This is a genomic window from Gluconacetobacter takamatsuzukensis (genome assembly GCF_014174275.1).
Taxonomy (GTDB): Bacteria; Pseudomonadota; Alphaproteobacteria; order Acetobacterales; family Acetobacteraceae; genus Gluconacetobacter; species Gluconacetobacter takamatsuzukensis.
In genome coordinates this window covers 198,576-214,286 of the sequence record NZ_JABEQK010000007.1, presented here as the reverse complement: position 1 = coordinate 214,286, position 15,711 = coordinate 198,576, and the positions used below count along the sequence as shown (strand labels likewise).

13 protein-coding genes are annotated in these 15,711 nt (G+C 68.6%); 3 read left to right on the top strand and 10 right to left on the bottom strand.

Annotated elements, in window-relative coordinates; all coding sequences use genetic code 11:
* Positions 1-6: 6 nt before the first annotated feature.
* Positions 7-2,466, bottom strand: coding sequence for a TonB-dependent receptor domain-containing protein (locus HLH27_RS10915; protein ID WP_246375766.1), 2,460 nt, complete (start codon positions 2,464-2,466; stop codon positions 7-9).
* Positions 2,467-2,942: 476 nt separating this feature from the next.
* Between HLH27_RS10915 and HLH27_RS10910 the strand changes: the two genes are divergently transcribed.
* On the top strand, positions 2,943-3,608 hold the full coding sequence (locus tag HLH27_RS10910; RefSeq protein WP_182950048.1) for a GntR family transcriptional regulator: 666 nt from the start codon (positions 2,943-2,945) through the stop codon (positions 3,606-3,608).
* 13 nt (positions 3,609-3,621) lie between these two features.
* On the opposite strand, the gene HLH27_RS10905 is transcribed toward HLH27_RS10910, so the two are convergent.
* From HLH27_RS10905 to HLH27_RS10880, 6 genes are all read right to left on the bottom strand, one after another.
* The gene (locus HLH27_RS10905) at positions 3,622-5,241 is read right to left on the bottom strand and encodes an APC family permease (protein WP_182950047.1); all 1,620 of its coding nucleotides are present in this window, start codon (positions 5,239-5,241) and stop codon (positions 3,622-3,624) included.
* Positions 5,238-6,830, bottom strand: a complete 1,593-nt coding sequence (locus tag HLH27_RS10900) for an aldehyde dehydrogenase (NADP(+)) (protein ID WP_182950046.1) — start codon at positions 6,828-6,830, stop codon at positions 5,238-5,240. Before HLH27_RS10900 ends, HLH27_RS10905 begins: the two co-directional genes overlap by 4 nt.
* A 17-nt stretch (positions 6,831-6,847) precedes the next feature.
* Entirely contained in the window at positions 6,848-8,092 is a 1,245-nt protein-coding gene (locus HLH27_RS10895) for an NAD(P)/FAD-dependent oxidoreductase (RefSeq protein ID WP_220790375.1), read from the bottom strand.
* An 843-nt stretch (positions 8,093-8,935) separates the two neighbouring features.
* Complete coding sequence (locus tag HLH27_RS10890) at positions 8,936-9,505, bottom strand: type 1 glutamine amidotransferase domain-containing protein (protein ID WP_182950045.1); 570 nt, start codon at positions 9,503-9,505, stop codon at positions 8,936-8,938.
* A 46-nt stretch (positions 9,506-9,551) separates the two neighbouring features.
* Positions 9,552-10,112 (bottom strand): DUF4142 domain-containing protein, encoded by a 561-nt coding sequence (locus HLH27_RS10885; RefSeq protein WP_246375764.1) that lies wholly within the window; start codon positions 10,110-10,112, stop codon positions 9,552-9,554.
* 326 nt (positions 10,113-10,438) lie between these two features.
* A complete protein-coding gene (locus HLH27_RS10880) occupies positions 10,439-10,840 on the bottom strand; it encodes a con-10 family general stress protein (protein ID WP_182950044.1) in 402 nt (133 codons plus the stop codon).
* 369 nt (positions 10,841-11,209) lie between these two features.
* On the opposite strand from HLH27_RS10880, the gene HLH27_RS10875 reads away from it, so the two are divergent.
* Positions 11,210-11,548 carry a hypothetical protein gene (locus tag HLH27_RS10875; protein WP_182950043.1) on the top strand — a complete coding sequence of 113 codons (339 nt, stop codon included), beginning with the start codon at positions 11,210-11,212 and terminating at the stop codon, positions 11,546-11,548.
* A gap of 63 nt (positions 11,549-11,611) precedes the next feature.
* Here HLH27_RS10875 and poxB read toward each other — a convergent pair whose 3' ends face one another.
* Positions 11,612-13,348, bottom strand: coding sequence for a ubiquinone-dependent pyruvate dehydrogenase (poxB, locus tag HLH27_RS10870; RefSeq protein WP_182950042.1), 1,737 nt, complete (start codon positions 13,346-13,348; stop codon positions 11,612-11,614).
* Positions 13,349-13,510: 162 nt separating this feature from the next.
* Positions 13,511-13,777, bottom strand: a complete 267-nt coding sequence (locus HLH27_RS10865; RefSeq protein WP_246375762.1) for a hypothetical protein — start codon at positions 13,775-13,777, stop codon at positions 13,511-13,513.
* Between the two features lie 196 nt (positions 13,778-13,973).
* Between HLH27_RS10865 and HLH27_RS10860 the strand changes: the two genes are divergently transcribed.
* Positions 13,974-15,218 carry an MFS transporter gene (locus HLH27_RS10860; RefSeq protein ID WP_182950041.1) on the top strand — a complete coding sequence of 415 codons (1,245 nt, stop codon included), beginning with the start codon at positions 13,974-13,976 and terminating at the stop codon, positions 15,216-15,218.
* 21 nt (positions 15,219-15,239) lie between these two features.
* Here the strand turns inward: HLH27_RS10860 and HLH27_RS10855 are convergent, their stop codons facing one another.
* Positions 15,240-15,689, bottom strand: a complete 450-nt coding sequence (locus HLH27_RS10855) for an Lrp/AsnC family transcriptional regulator (RefSeq protein ID WP_246375760.1) — start codon at positions 15,687-15,689, stop codon at positions 15,240-15,242.
* Between the last annotated feature and the right edge of the window lie 22 nt (positions 15,690-15,711).

Genomic DNA, 15,711 nt, shown 5'->3' with positions numbered 1-15,711 from the left:
CATGCCTCAGAATTCCGCCGAAATCGTTCCAAAATACTCGCGCGGGGCGGCCTGGTAAAGAATGGGGTTGTCGTCGCCCGACATTGCCGCCGTGCCGTACAGGCCGCCGAAATAATTCTGGTTGAACAGGTTGCTGACCGAGAACGTCGCCTTGAAATTCTTCAGGGCCCGGCCGATCTTTCCGAAATTGTAGGAAGCGTTCAGGGACGATGTCCAGAATGACGGGACGTGCACATCGTTGGTGTAGGTCATGGCCATGGCGCTGTTATACGACGTGTTGAAGCTGACATTCGCATTGCGCCAGCTGTAGCTGACATTCACCTTGTACATGAACTTTGGATAGAAAACCTGGTGTTTTCCCTTCAGGTCGATCGTCGTCCCGCCATAGGGGACGCTGCGCGACTGGTATTGCGCGTCGTTCCAGCTGAAGCCGTTGATGATCTCGAGCCCTTCGAACGGGCGGACCACGGCCATGACGTCGGCGCCGTTCATCGTCTCGCGCCCGACATTGAGATAGGCGCTGTAGCTGTTGTTGACCGGGCCGGTGCTGACGGCCGCCAGGCGGTTGTAGTAGTCGGTATGATAGAAATCGACGCTGCCGGAAAAGATCTTGGAATTGTAGCGGTAGCCGACGACGTAGTTCCAGGTTCTCTCGGGCCGGAGCTTGTTCTTGTTCTCGTCGAAGACGGTCTGTGCCGCGTTGCTGGAATTGCCCAGGCCGCCCCAGGGCGTGCCGCCGCTGGTCTGCGTGGCGTAGTCGTAGACCCGCATGTTCTCCGCGATGTCCCAATACAGCTCGTGATGATCGAGGAAGAAATAATCGAAGGCGAAATGGGGGAGGAACGCGTTGGAGGCCGTCATGCTGCCCGAGACCGGATGGGCGTAGTAGGTGCCCCATGTCGCCGCGAGCTTTTCGGTATTGTCGACCGTGGTGCCGCCGTGGGTGGTCTGGGTCAGGGACCGGAAGCCGCCCTCCAGCGTCATGTTCGGCATGATGTGCCAGACATCCTTGAGGTAGAACTGGAAGGTGTTCGTATTGAACGAATCGGCCCACCATGTCGTCGCCTGGCTGGCCTTGAAGCCGCTGAGGGTGGCGTGGGGGCTGTCGACGCCATCTTCATACAGGCGCGTGGGGTAATTGAAGCGGTCGTTCTGGTACCAGATGCCGGTCTGGATGTCGTTCTGGCGGAGCTTGATCAGGAAGCTCTGCGTGAAGCCCAGGCGCCTGACGTCCGGGTGGCCCATCTGGAGCGCCATGGGGACGCCGGATGTCGGCGAGGTGAGGAAATTGTTGGTGCCGCCGTAATCGCCGTTGGTCACATGGCCGTAGGCGACGGTGGTGGAGGTGACATTGTCGAAGAGTTTGTATTCGTTGATGAGGGAGCTGAGATAGTTGCGCTGCACCTGCGAGCCGTCCCAGAAGAAATTGCCGATTTCGTCGGGCGTGAGGATGCCCTGCACCGAGGCGGGGACCGTGCCGTTCTGCGCGGCGATCGCCCATTCCTTCGCCTTCTGGTAGTTGGGCTTGAACATGGCGACCTGGCCGATCTTCTCCCACATGTTCTTCGTCATGGTCAGGAAGTTGTACTGGGTGAAATCGGAATAATCGAAGACCGCCGTCAGCTTGCCGCGATTGCCCAGATAGGGCTGGACGAGCTTGACGTTTGCCTGCTCCTCGCGCTGGTCGCCGTAGCCTTTCCACAGATCCTGTGCCGTGCGGGCGAAGGAGACATAGAATTTGGTGCCGGTGGAATTGAGGATTCCGCTGTCGGCGCGGGCATAGGTGCGAAAGCCGTTATAGCTGCCGAAGCTCTGGTCGATCCGGCCGCCCGCGCGGTCCTTGGGGTCGGACGAGGTGAAGGTCAGCGCGCCGCCCAGCGTCTGGCCCGAGGGCATGTCGACCGCGCCGGCGCCCTGGGACACCGACATGGATTGCAGGTTCTCCTGGATTTCGATCTGGTCGATATTGAGGCCGGACCAGTTGTGGAACCCGAAGCCGCCCATGGGGATATTGTCGATCGTGCCGCCGAGCTGCGACTGGTTGAAGCCGCGGACATAGAAGGTGCTTGCCGCCGTATCGAGGCCCAGCGCATCGGACGAGCCGAAGCTGACGCCCGGCGCGGTCAGGGCCAGGATCTTCAGCGGGCTGGAGCCGGCCGTGAACTGGTCCATCATGCGCCGGCCGACCACGACGTTCGCGCCGCGCGAGATATTGCGCGAGGCGGTGACGTTGACGTCTTCATTGCTGGCGGCCGGGGCCCGCCTGGCGGGCTGCGGGCGCTGGGTGGCCCGGGCGGGCGCGGCCTTGCCGGGCGTGGCCCGGCCCGTGCCCTGCTGCGCGGGCGCCGCATGCCTGGGACGGGGATCGGCCATTGCGGTGCCGAACAGGGCGGTGGAACAGAGAAGGGAACTGCCCACCGTCATCCGAAGCAGAAAGGTCGCTTTCTTCCATTCGGCTTTTTTCATTCCGATGATCCTGCCTTTTGTCGCATCCGACTTGTCGTTTATCGTATACGTTCTGATGTGGCAAGGGATTTCGCCCCTCTTTTCCGCACCCTGGCGACGGGGCGGCCGTGCGGGGGGTGGCCGGATGGCCCGGGAACCGGGTGTGGGGGGGGCGGGGGCTGCCCCCCTGTGCCCCCCGGGTGCCTGCATGGGTGCCGCCGTCGGGTGTAGAACCCATGTTTTCGTGTATCGTATATTTTCTTCCAATCGGTCGCTTACATGCTGTATCCTGTGCGGGCGACCGGTTCTCGCTTTATAAACGCATGCCCTGTGGGACGTTATTTGAAGAATAGAAGAGATTTTCTTTCCGCAGCCCGGCGCGGCGACGATTGTATTTCGAGGCGATCTTTTGGTATTGGCTGCGGTGTGGCCGCATCACGCATGGAGGCCTGCGCGCGGGCCTGTCCGCGACGCGGGCCATGAAAGACAAACCGGGTATGAAGTTCGAATCCGCCGAAGCGACTGTTCTGGACGTCCGTTCGATCGCCGACCAGCTTTACGGCCTGCTGCGCGAGCGCATCCTGTCGGGCGAACTGGAAGCGGATTCTCCCATTCGCCAGGATGTCGTGGCGAGCGCGCTGAATATCAGCAAGATTCCGCTGCGCGAGGCGCTGGCGCGGCTGGAACAGGATGGGCTGATCCGCTCTTTTCCCAAGCGGGGCTTCTTCGTTGCGCCGCTTTCGGCGGAAGAGGCCGAGGATGTGTACCGGCTGCGCCTGAAGCTGGAGCCCGATGCCGCGTCGGCCGCGTGCATGGTGGCCGATGCGCGCGAGCAGGCGGCGGCCCGTGCCGCCCTTGCCGCGCTGGAGGATGCGCTGAAGGTCGAGGACCCGGCGCATGGGCAGTATAATCGCGGGTTTCATCTGGCGCTGGTTCGCCCCGGGGCGGCGCGCATTACCGTCCATATCATCGAGACGCTGAACGTGATCGCCGACCGGTATGTGCGCATCCACCTGCGCCCCGAGGGGCGGGACCAGCGGGCGAACCGCGAGCACCAGGCCATTCTGGACGCGTGGCTGGCGCGCGACCGCCGGACCGTGGGGACGCTGCTGAAGGCGCATATCCGCGATACCCAGCGCGACCTGCAAGGCCAGTTGAAATAGCCTGCCGGGGCGGTTACGGGGCCGCCCCCACGCCGGCCGCGCATTCTGCCGCGACGCGCGGGAGGCCCGGATGGGACAGGCCGGGGTGGGAGAGGCCGCTGCGGCGGCCCCAGCCATAGATGGCCAGGGCTAGTGCCGCCACCGCCAGGTCGTCGGCGGGCCATGCGATCCACCCCATGCCGCCGCGCGCGCCGGCGCCGGACAGGGCCAGCAGCGCGGCCAGCCAGGCCAGCAGCCACCCGGCGCCGCGCAGGGCGGGTACCGCGGCCGCCCTGCCCCGCGCGCGGGCCTGGACGACGAGGAAGGCGACCACCAGCACCAGTTGCAGCGCCAGCAGCCACGACAATGTCGCCCAGCCGGTCCAGTAGACGATCAGCGTCGCGATGACGAAGGCGGCCGGGGCGAGGAGGCCGAAGCCGCGCACGCGGAACGGGCGCGGCATGTGCGGCGCGTTGACGCGCAGCGCCGCCGCCGTGACGGGGGCGAGGGCGTAGCTCATCATCAACGCCGAGGATACGACGCCGATCAGCGCCTGCCATGACGGGAAGGGCAGCGTCCAGAACAGGCTGAGGGCGAAGGTGAGGCGCAGGGCGGGAACGGGCACGCCCGATGCCGCGTCGATGCGGGCGAACCGGCGGAAGAAGGTGCCGCCCCGTGCCCAGGCGTAGAGCACGCGCGGGTTCGACGACATGTAGATGTTGCCGGTGCCCGTGGGGGAGAGGATGGCGTCGCCCACCACCAGCGCGCCCAGCCATGCCAGCCCCAGCGCCAGGGCGATATCGTGGAACGGCAGGCCGAAATGCCGGTCGGCCGCATCCCACCCGTCTGCCAGCAGGGTGGCGGGGATGGCGCCGATGAAGGCTGTCTGCAACAGCACGTAGACGAGCGTGGAGAGCAGCACCGACGCGATCAGGGCGATGGGAATGGTGCGCTGCGGTTTGCGGACCTCGCTGGCCACCGCGATGATGGGGGTGAGGCCGAGATAGGCGAAGATGATTCCGCCGGTGGAGATGGCGCCTTCCACCCCCGCCAGGCCGTGGGTGGAAAAGCCGTGGCTGGTGAAATTGCCCGGGTCGAGATGGGCCAGCAGCAGGATCGCCACCAGGCCCGGCACGCAGAATTTGAAGAGGGTGACGATATTGTTGACCAGCGCGAAGGTCGCGATCCCCGACCGGTTGACCCGGTAGAGGCCGTACAGCACCGCCGCCTGCGCCAGCCAGCCGGCCAGGGTGGGGTCGCCCGCCGCATCGCGCGTCAGCCCCGCGACCCAGGCGCCGGCATATTGGCGGGCGGCGACGATTTCGATCGCGATCAGGCTGGAAAAGGCGATGACGGTGGTGAGGCCCATCAGGAAACCGCACGCCGCGCCATGGGAATAATCGGGATAGCGCACGACGCCGCCGGCATGCGGCAGGGCGGCCCCCAGTTCGCAATAGACCAGGCCCAGCAGCAGCACCGCCGCGCCGCCGACCACCCAGGAGAGGATGCTGGCCGGCCCCGCCATGGTCGCGACATGGGCCGCCGCGAACAGCCAGCCCGAGCCGAAGATCGAACCGAACCCGATCAGGGTGAGGTCGAGCAGGCCCAGCGACTGGCGGAAGCCTTCGTCCCCTGCCCTGCCCTGCGCGTTCATGCCGGCACCAGGGCGCCGTCGCGCAGGCAGGGCCGGCCGGACGGCGCGTCGTCACGCAGGCGTTCGGGCAGCAGCGCGCGCGGCAGGTCCTGGTAGCAGACCGGCCGCAGGAACCGTTCGATCGCCCCGGTGCCGACCGATGTCGACCTGCCGTCGGACGTTGCGGGGAACGGGCCGCCATGCACCATCGCCGGGCAGACCTCGACCCCCGTCGGCCAGCCATTGGCCAGGATGCGGCCGGCCTTGCGCTCCAGCACCGGCATCAGCGCCCGGGCGGCGGGCAGGTCGTCCTCGGCCAGCCACAGCGTGGCCGTGAGCTGGCCCTCCAGCCGTTCGGTGAGGGCCTGCATCGCCGCCATGTCGGGGCAGGCGACCAGCAGCGAGACGGCGCCGAAGACCTCCTCGGCCAGGTGGGGGTGGGCGGCGAAAGTTTGCGCGTCGGTGCGAAACAGGGCGGCGCGGCAACGATTGGGCCCGTCATTGTGCGGGCCGCGCGCCAGCAGGCTGACGCCCGGCGTGTCGGCCAGCCGCCGCACCCCGGCATCGAACGCGCGGTGGATGCCCGCCGTCAGCATCGGCGCGCCCGGGCTTTCCGCCAGCCGGGCCGCCGCCGTGGCGACGAATGCCTCCAGATCCGGGCCTTCCACGGCGACCAGCAGGCCGGGATTGGTGCAGAACTGGCCGCTGCCTGCCGTGAGGGACGCGGCGAAGCCCTGTGCGATCTCTGCCGCGCCGTTCGCCAGGGCGCCGGGCAGCAGATAGACGGGGTTGATGCTGCTCATTTCCGCAAAGACGGGGATGGGGACCGGGCGGGCGGCGGCCAGGCGCATCAGGGCCAGGCCGCCGGCGCGGGAACCCGTGAAGCCGACGGCGGCGATATGGGGATCGGCCACCAGCTGGGCGCCCGGCGCATGGTCGGGGCCGCCCAGCAGGGAAAACACGCCCTCGGGCATGTCGCATTGGCGGGCGGCGTGCAGGATGGCGCGGCCGACCAGTTCGCCGGTGCCCGGGTGGGCGGGGTGGGCGCGGGCCACGACTGGGCAGCCGGCGGCGAGGGCCGAGGCCGTGTCGCCCCCCGCCACCGAGAAGGCCAGCGGGAAATTGCCGGCGCCGAACACCGCCACCGGGCCGAGCCCGACATGCCCCTGGCGCAGGTCGGCCCGGGGCAGCGGCCGGCGGTCGGGGCGGGCGCCGTCGAGACGCGGAAGGGCGTCGAGCCCCGCGCGCACCAGGTCCGCGAACAGGCGCAGCTGGCCGGTGGTGCGGGCGGTTTCGCCCACGATGCGGGCGCGGGGCAGGCCGGTTTCGGCGCAGGCGCGGTCGGTCAGGACGTCGCCCAGTGCCGCGATAGTGTCGGCTATGGCTTCGAGAAAGGCCGCGCGGTCCGCGACGGGGCGCAGGCGGTAGGGGTCGAATGCCCGGGCCGCAAGGGCCGCGGCGCGCTGCACGTGCCCGGCGGCGGCGCAGGAGAACAGGCCGGGCAGCGGCAGGCCGGTCGCGGGATCGGTGGCGGTGAAGGTCGCATCCGTGCGGACCGTGTCGAAGCCGATCAGCAGGTCGCCGGTGATGGCGGAGGGTGCGGGAAGCATGAGGGGCGTCTCCGGTATCAGAAGCGGTCGGGGCGGAACGGGTGCAGGCGGGGCGGAAGCGGGGCGCCGGTCATGACCGGGACGAGGGCCTCGGCCGTCGCGGCCGCCAGGGTCAGGCCCAGGTGATTGTGCCCGAAGGCGGCATGGAGGCCCGGTGCCGTGCCCAGCCTGCCGATTGCCGGCAGGTAGTCGGGGAGCGTGGGGCGGGCGCCGGCCCAGCGCGCGAACGGCGAGGCGACCGGCAGGCCCAGTTGCGCGACATGCCGTTCCAGGATCTGCCATTTGCGCGGATCGAACGGGGCGTCGTCGCGGGTGAATTCGACGAACGAGGTGGCCCGCAGGCGGGGGCCGAACCGGGTGACGACGAGCGCCCGGTCCTCGAACACCACATTGGGGAGGGTCCAGACGCCGCCATGGTCCCATTCCACATGATAGCCGCGCTCGGCGATCAGGGGGACGCGCATGCCCGACCTGGCCAGCAGGGCGCGCGTGCCGATGCCGCCGCTGACCAGGACGAGATCGGGCGCCAGGATCGTGCCGTCCGCCAGGTGTACCGCCGTGCCGTGCCGCCCGGGCCGCAGGTGCGTGGCCGTGGTCGCCCGCCAGATGCCGCCGCGCGCGATGAAGCGGCTTTCCATGGCATGCAGCAGGGCCGTGATGTCGGTGACATGGGCCGTCCGGCCGTAGTGGCGGCCGGCGGCCGGCGGCACCTGCAGCGCCGCGGCGAATGCCGCCAGTTGCGCGGGCGGCAGGGGCGTGGCGGCCACGCCCGTCAGGGGGTCGGCGTGGGGCGGCGCGCCGGGCATGGTGCGCGCGTCTTCCCACAGCTTGATGGTGCCGTCGCAAGACAGCAGGTCGGGGCGGCCGAGATCGGCCGCCAGCCGCTGCCAGGCCGGCAGGGCGTCGGCCATCAGGCCGCGCAGCGCCGCCGTGCCGGCCCGCGCCCGCCCCGGCGTGCAGCACGCCAGGAAGCGCAGCGTCCACGGCAGCCAGGTGCCGACATGGCGCCAGCCGATATCCAGCGGCCCGCGCGGATACAGGCGGCGCGGCACGTCGCGCAGCGTGCCCGGGCCGGCCAGGGGGACGGTTTGTTCGCACGCGATATGACCGGCATTGCCCCATGAGGGCGGCGGCGGGTCGCATCGCGGATCGACCAGCGCGACGTCGAGTCCGCATGCCAGCAGGCGCAGCGCGCAGGCCCGGCCGACGATGCCGCCGCCGACCACGACCGCCGTGCGCGGCGGGGAAACGGAGGGTGTCATCGCCGCCGGCCCGGACACCGAAACGAGATAGGCATGAGGAAATCGCACCTTCCCGGCTGGCCAGCGTGGCTGGCGCTTCGATACGTTGCAGTTGCGCTACGTATACGATAAACGAATTTCGGGATCAGGCAAGGCGGGAGTGCGGGGCCGATCGCCGGTGGGCGCGTTTGCCAAGCCCCTGTTGTCGTTGGGTGTTGGGGAGGATGCTCAGGGCGCTGCCCTGAAACCCGCCAAAGGGCAGTCCCCTCCGTTGGCATTCCATCGGCCGGTCCGGCCGATGGAACCTTGGCCAACTCCGCCCTTTGGAAACCCGTTCGTTATCCGATGTTGGCCAGGGTTCTGTCGTTCGGACCGGCCGATGGAACGCCAATGGAGGGAGGCGCCCCGGGCGTTGGCAATAGCCGAGGACAACAGCGTCTTTGCCGGCGGGCTGCCGTGCCGTTTCACGGCCGGCTTGCCTTGTCGCGCGGGACGTTCTTTTCGGTTCGGGATTGCGATCGGACCAGCAGGACCATGATGGCGAGAACGGCGACCAGCGATGGGCCGTCATGGTGCCGAAACCAGGCGAACGCCCTGAAAAGACCTTCAGTCACGATGGGCCCCCATGAGGCCGTTCGAACCGCATGGGGGGCCGGGGTCGTCGGGCGGCAGGTCGCGGATGGCGTCGCGGAGCGTGGCCGTGTGCATGGGGTTCGACATGATGAGACCTCCCGGCCCTGAGCGCGCACGGTCCGGCGCGATCGGTCCGGTTCCGTCACGATCAGTCTGGGCGATCGTTGTCGGACAGACAAGTATCCGTCGGGATTGCGCGACCTGCGGGGGCGGATGGGGCTTGCGGCTGCGTCACGGCGATGACGGGGGCGGGACCGTGGGTGCGTTCGCGAACAGGTGGACGATGGCGGTGCAGAAAGCGGGCAGGTCGTCCGGCCTGCGGGAAGTGACCAGGGGGCCGTCGGTCACGACCTCCTCATCCACCCAGTGCGCGCCGGCGTTTGTGAGGTCGGTGCGCAGGGAGGGCCAGGAGGTCATGCGGTGTCCGGCGACGCCGCCGGCCTCGATCAGCGTCCAGGCGCCGTGGCAGATGGCCGCGATCGGTTTGCCGGCCTCGACGAAATGCCGCACGAACGCCACCGAGGCGGGGTCGATGCGCAGCTGGTCGGGGTTGGTCGTGCCGCCGGGGAGCACGAGCCCGTCGAATGCCTCGGCCCTGGCGTCCATCACCGGCCGTTCGACCGGGTAGGTGCGGGCCGGGTGGACGTCGGCCTGCATGGCCTGGATTTCCGCCCGCCCGGGCGAGACCAGGACCGTGAAGGCGCCGGCCTCGCGCAGGGCCTCGCCGGGTTTGACGAGTTCCACTTCCTCGACCCCGTCGGTCGCCAGGATCGCGATGGTTCGTCCGCTCAGTTCCGCCATGTCGTCGTCTCCCGTGCCCGCAAGGGCCTGTTCGAAAAACCCGCGATCAGTCGTGCGTGATCGGCAGGGCGCGCGCCATGCGCAGATGGTCGTTGAGGGTGGGCAGCGCGTGGGTGGCGAAGTCGCGCAGGGCCTGGTCTTCCTTGCCCTCGCCATATCGGGTGAAGAGGGATACCGCGTCTTCGTGCGCCGCGATCTGCTGGGTGCGGTAGGTGCGGTCGAAGCCCAGCCCCTTGAGGGTGCGCAACTGGTCCAGCTTGGTTTCGTGCGACTGGTCCAGCTCGGTCGGCGGGGCCGCGATGCCGCTGCGGCCGGCGATTGCGGCCTTGAGCTGGGCGGTCGTGGCCTGATGGTCCTTGAGCATGCGTTGCGCGAAGGTGCGCACCGCGGCATCGGTGCTGTTGGACAGCGCCAGCCTGGCGGACTGGATTTCGAACATGTCGCTGAGGGCCGCCGTGCGCACGAAATCGTCGGTCGAGGGGCTGACCCCCAGCAGCGAATTGACGCCCGAGCGCTCGGCCGCCGATTGGGCCTGCGCCGGGCCGCCGCCCGCCAGCGCGATGAGGATCGCCGCACCGGCCATGGTCCGGAAAGCGCGATTTGTCATGGACATGACGATTTCCTTCGACTGGATAATCGGTTTTCCGACGTCGGCAGGTGCCGAACGCCGTGCCCGGCCGCCCGGGACGGGGGCGGATGAGCACGGCGCCCCGTGCAATCGGAAAAGCCCCAGCCGCCGGCCGGTTTTCAAAAAATCTTTACACCAGTTTGTGAGAATCGTCCGGAAAGGGAGTTTTCGGCCGCGTGCGGGGTACGCGCCGAAACCCGGCCGACGCCGTGCGCCTGCCGGGTTTCGTGCCCGGGGGCCGCCGTGGCGGCCCCCCGATCGCGCATGGCGGCCGGAGCGGGGGCCCCGGCCGCCATGAAGCGGCCTTACATGCCCTTGTGGGAATGTGAGGCCTGGCCGCCCTTGCGGCCGGCTTCCGACGCCTTTGCGGGGTCGTCGGCGAAATTGCCCGATTTGTGTTCGGTGCTGCCGGTCGTGTGGCTGCCGGGGGTCTGGCCGCTGGTGCTGTGGCCGCCGTGGCTGTGTTCGCCGCCCTTGCGGCCGGCCTCGGCCGCCTTGGCGGGATCGTCGGCGAAATTGCCCGATTTGTGTTCGGCGCCGCCGGTGGTGTGGCTGGCGGCGGTGTGGCTGTGCTGGCCGCCCTTGCGGCCGGCCTCGGCTGCCCTTTCATGGTCCTGGGCGAAATTGCCCGGATTGTGGCTGGCCCCGCCGCTGCTGCGGTCGGCGGCGCGGACGAGAGAGGAATTGAATTTGTCGAAGAGGATCATGACATGCTCCTGTTGTCCAAGGTCGAGCCGTGCATCACGCTGCACCATCCCGGACGACGCGGCCCATGGGGAGTCCCATACACCCCTGCCCTGTCCGTTTCAAAATTTTCTTTTTTTCAAAAGGACATTTTCGAATTTATTGGAAATTACCCATGTCGCTGATATCGCGCGGATCATGGATGGGTGCCCTGTCGGCCTCGCTGCGCGCATTTGGAGGGCAAGGGGTTGGGAATGCGGGGAATCTTTCCATTCTTTCCACTTTCTTCATTATTTTTTTTAATTTCGGTGTCCGGGGAAAGATCGGGCGTATCGGCCGTTCCTGTCCCTGAGGCCCGCGATGCCGCGGCATCTGGCGCGATGGAGGATTCCATGACCCGTTTCGTGAACCCTGTCCTGTTTGCCATGGGACTGTCGGTCGCCGCGATTGCGGCCGGGTGGGCGCAGGAGAGCCCGTCCGCGCCGGCTCCGGCGACCTCTTCCGCGCCTTCTTCCCTTCCTGCTACCGTCCCTTCCTCCCCCTCCTCGTCCCATGCGCATGAGCGGACGTGCATGGCCATGAAGGAGCGGAGCCGGACGGGGCCCTGCCCGTTGAAGGACCCGAGCAACAAGGCGATTCCGGGCGTGAGCGGGCGGGCATCGGCCCCCGCGCCGGTGCCGGCGAAGACGCCGCCGCCGGTCGCGCCGCAGGACCGGCCCGACGGGCCGTAGCGCATGACGGTCGGGAAGGGTGGCCGGATGAGCGGGGCCCCGTGACGGACCCCGCCCGCCCGTTCAGCGTTTCAGGAGATTGGTCTTTGCGAGATCGAGGATCTCGTCCCCCCGGCCGTTCATGATGGCGCGGAGGATGTAGAGGCTGAAGCCCTTGACCTGTTCGGCCTTGATCGTCGGTGGCAAGGAGAGTTCCTGCGTCGCGGTTACGACATCCAGCAGGGCCGGGCCGTCATGGGCCATGATTTCGGCCACCGCGCCCGGCAGGTCGCCCGGGTCTTCCACCCGCAGGGCGTGGATGCCCATGGCCCGCGCCATGGCCGCGAAATCGGGATTCTGGAGGTCCACGCCGACATCGACGAAGCCGGCCGCCTTCATTTCCAGCGCCACGAAGCCCAGCACGCCGTTGTTGAAGATGACGATCTTGACCGGCAGTTTCTGCTGCGTCAGCGTGATCAGGTCGCCCATCAGCATGGTGAACCCGCCATCGCCCGAGAACGACACCACCTGCCGCCCCGGCTGCGCGGCCTGGATGCCGATCGCGTGCGCCATGGCGTTGGCCATGGAGCCGTGGACCCACGACCCGACCAGGCGGCGGCGGCCGTTCATCTTGAGGTAGCGGGCGGCCCAGATGGTGGGGGTGCCGACATCGGCGGTGAAGACCGCGTCGTCGGACGCGGCCTCGCTGACCAGGCGGGCGAGATATTGGGGGTGGATCGGCTTGCGGCCCGGCGTGCCGGTTGCCAGGTCGTCCAGCCCCTCGCGGGCCTTGGCATACTGGGCGAGGCTGGTGTCGAGATGCGTGCGGTCGGTCTTGACCGTCAGTTTCGGCAGCAATGCGGCGAGGGTGGCGCCGACATCGCCGACCAGCCCCAAATCGAGCTTGCAGCGGCGACCCAGATTTTCCGGCCGGATGTCGACCTGGGCGATGCGGGCGTCGGTCGGCAGGAACTGCTTGTAGGGGAAATCGGTGCCGAGCATCAGCAGCAGGTCGCAGGCCTGCATGGCGGCGTAGCCGGAAGAGAAGCCGATGAAGCCCGTCATGCCGACATCGTAGGGATTGTCGTATTCCACCCATTCCTTGCCGCCCAGCGCGTGCACGGTCGGGCTTTTGAGGGCTTCGGCCAGTTGCATGAGCGGCGCGTGGGCGCCGGCACAGCCGCGCCCGCAGAACAGGGTGATGCGCGCGGCACCGTTGAGCATGTCGGCCAGGGCGTCGATCTCGGCTTCCGCCGGCAGCACGCGGGGCTGCGGCGGCAGCAGGCCCCGGCGCGCGGCGTGGGCGCGCGGGGGTGCCGGGCGCAGCGCGACGTCGCCCGGGATGACCACGACCGCGACGCCGCGCTGCCCGACGGCCGCGCGGATCGCGTTTTCCAGCACGTAGGGCAGTTGGGAGGGGTCGGAGACCAGTTCGCAATAATGGCTGCATTCGCGGAACAGGTTCTGCGGATGGGTTTCCTGGAAATAGCCGCCGCCGATTTCGGCGGAGGGGATCTGCGCCGCGATGGCCAGCACCGGGGTGCGGCTGCGATGGGCGTCGAACAGGCCGTTGATGAGGTGGAGATTGCCCGGGCCGCAGGAGCCCGCGCAGACGGCCAGGCCGTTGGTGATCTGGGCCTCGCCCGATGCCGCGAAGGCCGCGACTTCCTCGTGGCGCACATGCACCCATTCGATGGCCGGGCGCAGGCGCAGGGCCTCGGTCAATCCGTTGAGGCTGTCGCCCACGATGCCGAAGATGCGGCTGACGCCGGCTTCGACGAGGGTATCGGCGATCAGGTCGGCGACGGTGCTGGCCGGCATTCACTCTCTCCCGCAAGGCATGACCAGGTCGGTGAACCGTTTAACCGGCCTATCAGTTCCGCATGAAAATGGGCAGGCCCGCATTGGGAATGTCCGCATGCGCGGTGAGCATGTCGTGCGAAGGGCGTGCGGGCGGGTGTGGCGGCGTGCCGTTGCGGGCGGTCAGCCGCGGGGTTTCTTCCTGCCCGATCGCGATGGGTGGAACATGGCGCGGCAGCGGGGGGAGAGCTGGTCGATCTTCTTCTTCATGCAGGCCGTGACCTTGTCCTCGTTGGGGATAGCGAAGGTGCACAGCTTGATCGCGTCGCCCCGGCAGGCCGCGCTCTGTTCCTCGCGCGTTGCGGCGTGGGCGGCGCCCAGGGACAGCAGGGCGAGGGCGGACAGGGTGGACAGGGCGCGGGCCGACAGGGCGCGGGCGGGAAGTTTCAAATCTCGTCTCCTCCGTGATCGGGCCCCGGGGTGGCGGTGGGGCCGGGCGTTACGGCGGCAGGGCCTGGCTTCTTCAACGCTTGCCGGGGCCGGGAGTTCGGGGGGAGCGGGGTGGCGCCGTTTGCGTTGCGGGGCGGGTTGCGGCCATAGTTCGCGGCAGTTTCAGAATGTTGACGACGGGAGCGGGGCATTGGGAGTGGGGAGTGCCGGTCCGGGGCGGATCATGCTGGTGGCCGGGGCGTGTATCGGCAATTTCCTCGAATTCTACAGTTTCCTTGCCTATGCCTATTTCGCCCCCATGATCGGGGAGGCCTTCTTTCCCGACAGCAGCGGCGGGCTGAACGGGCTGTTGCGGACCATGCTGGTGTTCGCGGCCGGGTTCGTCGCCCGGCCCGTGGGGGCGATTGCCATCGGGCGCTATGCCGCGCGGCGGGGGCGGCGGCGGGCGATGATGCTGTCCTTCCTGCTGATGGCGCTGGGGCTGGCGCTGCTGGCCGCCACGCCGCCGGCGCGGGCGATCGGGGCGTGGGCGCCGCTGCTGGTGCTGCTGGCGCGGATCGTGCAGGGATTTTCGGAAGGCGGCGAGATCGGGCCCGTGACGGCGCTGCTGTTCGATGCCGCGCCGCCGGGACAGGGCGGGCTTTATGGCTCGCTGCAATATCTGACGCAGTTGCTCGGCTCGCTCGCCGCCGTCACCGTGGGGCTGGTGCTGTCGGTGGTGCTGACGCACGACCAGCTTTACGACTGGGGCTGGCGCATTCCCTTCGCGCTGGGGCTTGTGATCGTCCCCGCCGGGTTTGCCCTGCGCTGGGTGGCCGCCGCCCTGCCGCACGGCAGGCCGCAGGTGCGCGGTGCCCGGCCGCCCGGGCTGGTGGTGGCGCTGATTGCGCTGACCGTCGCCGGGGGCACGGTTTCGACCTATCTGCGCCATTTCGGCGTCAGCTACGCGGTCTCGGTCCTGCATCTGTCGCCGCGGGTGGGGATGCTGGCCAATGTGGCGGGGATGCTGGCGGGGCTGGCCATGGTGCCGCTGGGCTGGTGGGTGGCGCTGCGGTCGCACCATCTGCGGGGGCTGATCGGGGTGCTGATGGCGCTGACGGGGGTGCTGAGCGTGCCGCTGTACCATTACGCCATCGAACGGCCCGGGCTGGCCAGCCAGCTGCTGCTGAATTGCGGCCTGTTCGCGCTGTCCAGCCTGACGCTGGTGCCGTTGTGGCAGGCCATGCTGGAATCGCTGCCCTCGGCCAGCCGGGTGCTGCTGTTCGGCTTTGTCTATGCCACCACCGTTTCGCTGTTCGGCGGGTTTACGCCCTCGGTCGTGACGTGGCTGATCGGGCGGACCGGGGATGCGATGATGGCGGGCTATCTGATGGCCCTGGCCTATGGCGTGCAGGCGGCGGCGTGGTACGGGTTGAGCCGCATGGGCTCTCGCAGGGCGTGACCGGGCCTGCGCGGCGGCGCGTCAGGCGGGCGGTGCGGGTGGGCGGCGGCGGAAGCGGGTGGAGAGGATGATGGCGGAGGTGGTGCGTTCCACCCCGTCCAGCATGCCGATCCGGTCGATGACGCGGTTGATGGTTTCGGTCGAGCCCGCGCCGACGATGGCGATCATGTCCACCATGCCGCTGACGGCGTGCAGTTCGCGGATTTCGCGGATCGGGCGCAAGGCGGCCTCGACCGACGCCGCGTGGCGGGGGGTGACCGTGATCATGACATGGGCGCGCACCGCATCGGCTTCGTGCGCCGGGGTGATGGTGGTGTAGCCCGCGATCAGGCCCGCGCGTTCCATCCGCTCGATCCGGCTTTGCACCGTCGTGCGCGACAGGCCGACGCGTCGGGCCAGGGCGACGGTGGAGAGGCGCGCATTGCCCTCCAGCAGGGCGAGCAGGGCCCTGTCGGTTTCGTCAGGTTGCATAATGCCGATCATATCCGACATT